3 protein-coding genes are annotated in these 2,120 nt (G+C 71.5%); 1 reads left to right on the forward strand and 2 read right to left on the reverse strand.

The window, feature by feature from the left end:
- Window positions 1-912, reverse strand: a 912-nt coding sequence (locus HLK59_RS49715) for an NADP-dependent oxidoreductase (protein ID WP_171148280.1), incomplete at its 3' end; no start/stop codon positions are given.
- Window positions 913-1,037: 125 nt separating this feature from the next.
- Between HLK59_RS49715 and HLK59_RS49720 the strand changes: the two genes are divergently transcribed.
- Window positions 1,038-1,442 (forward strand): helix-turn-helix domain-containing protein, encoded by a 405-nt coding sequence (locus tag HLK59_RS49720; RefSeq protein ID WP_171148281.1) that lies wholly within the window; start codon window positions 1,038-1,040, stop codon window positions 1,440-1,442.
- A 6-nt stretch (window positions 1,443-1,448) separates the two neighbouring features.
- Here the strand turns inward: HLK59_RS49720 and HLK59_RS49725 are convergent, their stop codons facing one another.
- Window positions 1,449-1,934, reverse strand: a complete 486-nt coding sequence (locus tag HLK59_RS49725) for a MarR family winged helix-turn-helix transcriptional regulator (protein WP_171148282.1) — start codon at window positions 1,932-1,934, stop codon at window positions 1,449-1,451.
- Window positions 1,935-2,120: the final 186 nt, after the last annotated feature.

The following is a 2,120-nucleotide window of genomic DNA, read 5'->3' on the forward strand; positions in this document are numbered from 1 at the left end:
AGGAGGCGCTCGCCGAGGTTCCGCTGAGCGGTGCACCAGCCGCCCCCGAACCCCACCCTCCGCAAGCCGCACATGCGCCTTCACCGCGTCCTCCAACGCGAACGTCTCCGCCACCCGCAACGTCAGCACCCCCTCCTCGACCAGCCCGACCAGCTCACCGAGCCGCGCCCCGTCCGCATTCACCTCGACGGCAGTCGTCCGCACCCCCCGCACCGACCCCGGCTGAGCCTGCGGAATGACACCGACGTACGCACCCCCGTCCCGCACCCACTCCAGCGCAGTCTCCCCGAGCACCGCCGCGTCCAGTACGACATCGAAGGCCCCCGCCTCGACCGCGCCGGACGTGAAGTGCGCGGCCCCCAACGACCGTACGAGCTCCTCGTCCCCCTCCCGGGCCAGCCCGGTCACCGAAATCCCCCGGCGGGAGGCGAGTTGGATGACGAACCCGCCGACCGCACCCGCCGCACCGGTCACCAGCAGGGACTGCCCCTGCGTCAACTCCGCGAGATCCAGGGCCTGTACGGCGGTCAGCGCGTTCAGCGGCAGCGTCGCCGCGTGTACGGCGTCGACCGTCCTCGGTGCCCGCGCCACCGCGTCCGTGTCCAGGACGACGTACTCCGCGTGCGCGCCCAGCGGGGCGACCATGCCGTAGTCGAGCCCGACCACCTCGTCCCCCACACTCCACGCACTCGCGACCCCGACCGCGTCCACCGTCCCGGCGACATCCCACCCGAGCCCGATCTGCTTGCCCGCGCCCCCGAAGACGCCCTGGCGCACCCCCGCGTCCACCGGGTTCAGCGTGGCCGCCGCCACCTTGATCCGTATCTGTCGCGCGGCGGGCTCGGGCACCTCGGTCTCCACGACCTCGACGGCCTCGGGCCCACCGAACGCGTTCACCACAACAGCACGCATGCCAAGTCTCCTGGTTTTGTTGGCTTTTGCAGGGATTTCCCCTTCGCTGCCAACAACCCTAGGAAGAGCTACTATCGATTGGTAAGTAGTTACCTGGAAGTGCGTAAGCACCCCGGAGGTGAGCCATGCCGACCATGACCGCGGCCCAGCGGCGCGAGCAGGCCCGTGTCGAGTACGACGCGTTCATCCGCGGCTGCCCCACCAACCAGCTCCTGGACCGCCTCAGCGACAAGTGGGTCAGCCTCGTGGTCGCGGCCCTCTCCACCGGCCCCATGCGCTACAGCGACCTCACCCGGAAGATCGCCGGCGTGAGCCCCAAGATGCTCACGCAGACCGTGCGCGCACTGGAGCGCGACGGCATCCTCGACCGCACGGTCACCCCGTCCGTGCCGGTCCGCGTCGACTACGAACTCACCCCGCTCGGCCACAGCCTGGCCGTACTCCTGACCGCGGTGAAGACCTGGGCGGAGACCCACATCGACGAGGTCCACCAGGCCCGCGAGCGCTACGACACGACGGACACGCCCTAGGCGGCCCTAGACATCCCCGGACCGCAGCCGCTCGACCTGCTCGGCGCTGAACCGCGTCGTACGCCTCATGTGCTCGATGATCAGGGCGAGTTGGGCATCCCCGAGGTCGTCGAAGAGGGCGTTGTACCCGCCCCCCAGCCGGTCCCACACCCGCGTCAGCTCCGCGAGCCGCTCCGGCACGGTGGCCACCAGCACCCGCCGCCGGTCCGCCACGTCCCGCTCCCGCACCGCGTACCCGGCCCGCTCCAGCCGGTCCACCAGCCGGGTGGCCGACCCGGTGGTCAGCCCCGTCAGCTCGGCGACCCGCCCGGTGCTCACGGGCCCGCCTTCCAGGGCCAGCAGATTCAGACACTGGAGATCGGTCGGATGCAGCCCCAGGTGATCGGCAACGGCCTGATTGAAGAGAGCGTACGAGGCCATGTACCGCCGAGAAACGGTCTCCAACTCCTGGAGCAACCGCTCCCGCACAGCCCCACCCTCCACCCGCACCATGAGGAGATCGTACGACGCCCCCAAGGCCACGGAAGGAAGGGAAGGGATCGGCAGACACCCGCCGACCCCACCGACCCGTCAGCCCACCGGCCCACCGGCCCACCGGCCAGGTCGCCGCCCACGGCCCCCCGTGGGTCCCCGCCCGCCCGGCCGCCCCCCGCCCCCCGGCCACGGCGCCGGCGCCGA

This window comes from Streptomyces sp. S3(2020) (assembly GCF_013044505.1).
Lineage (GTDB): Bacteria > Actinomycetota > Actinomycetes > Streptomycetales > Streptomycetaceae > Streptomyces.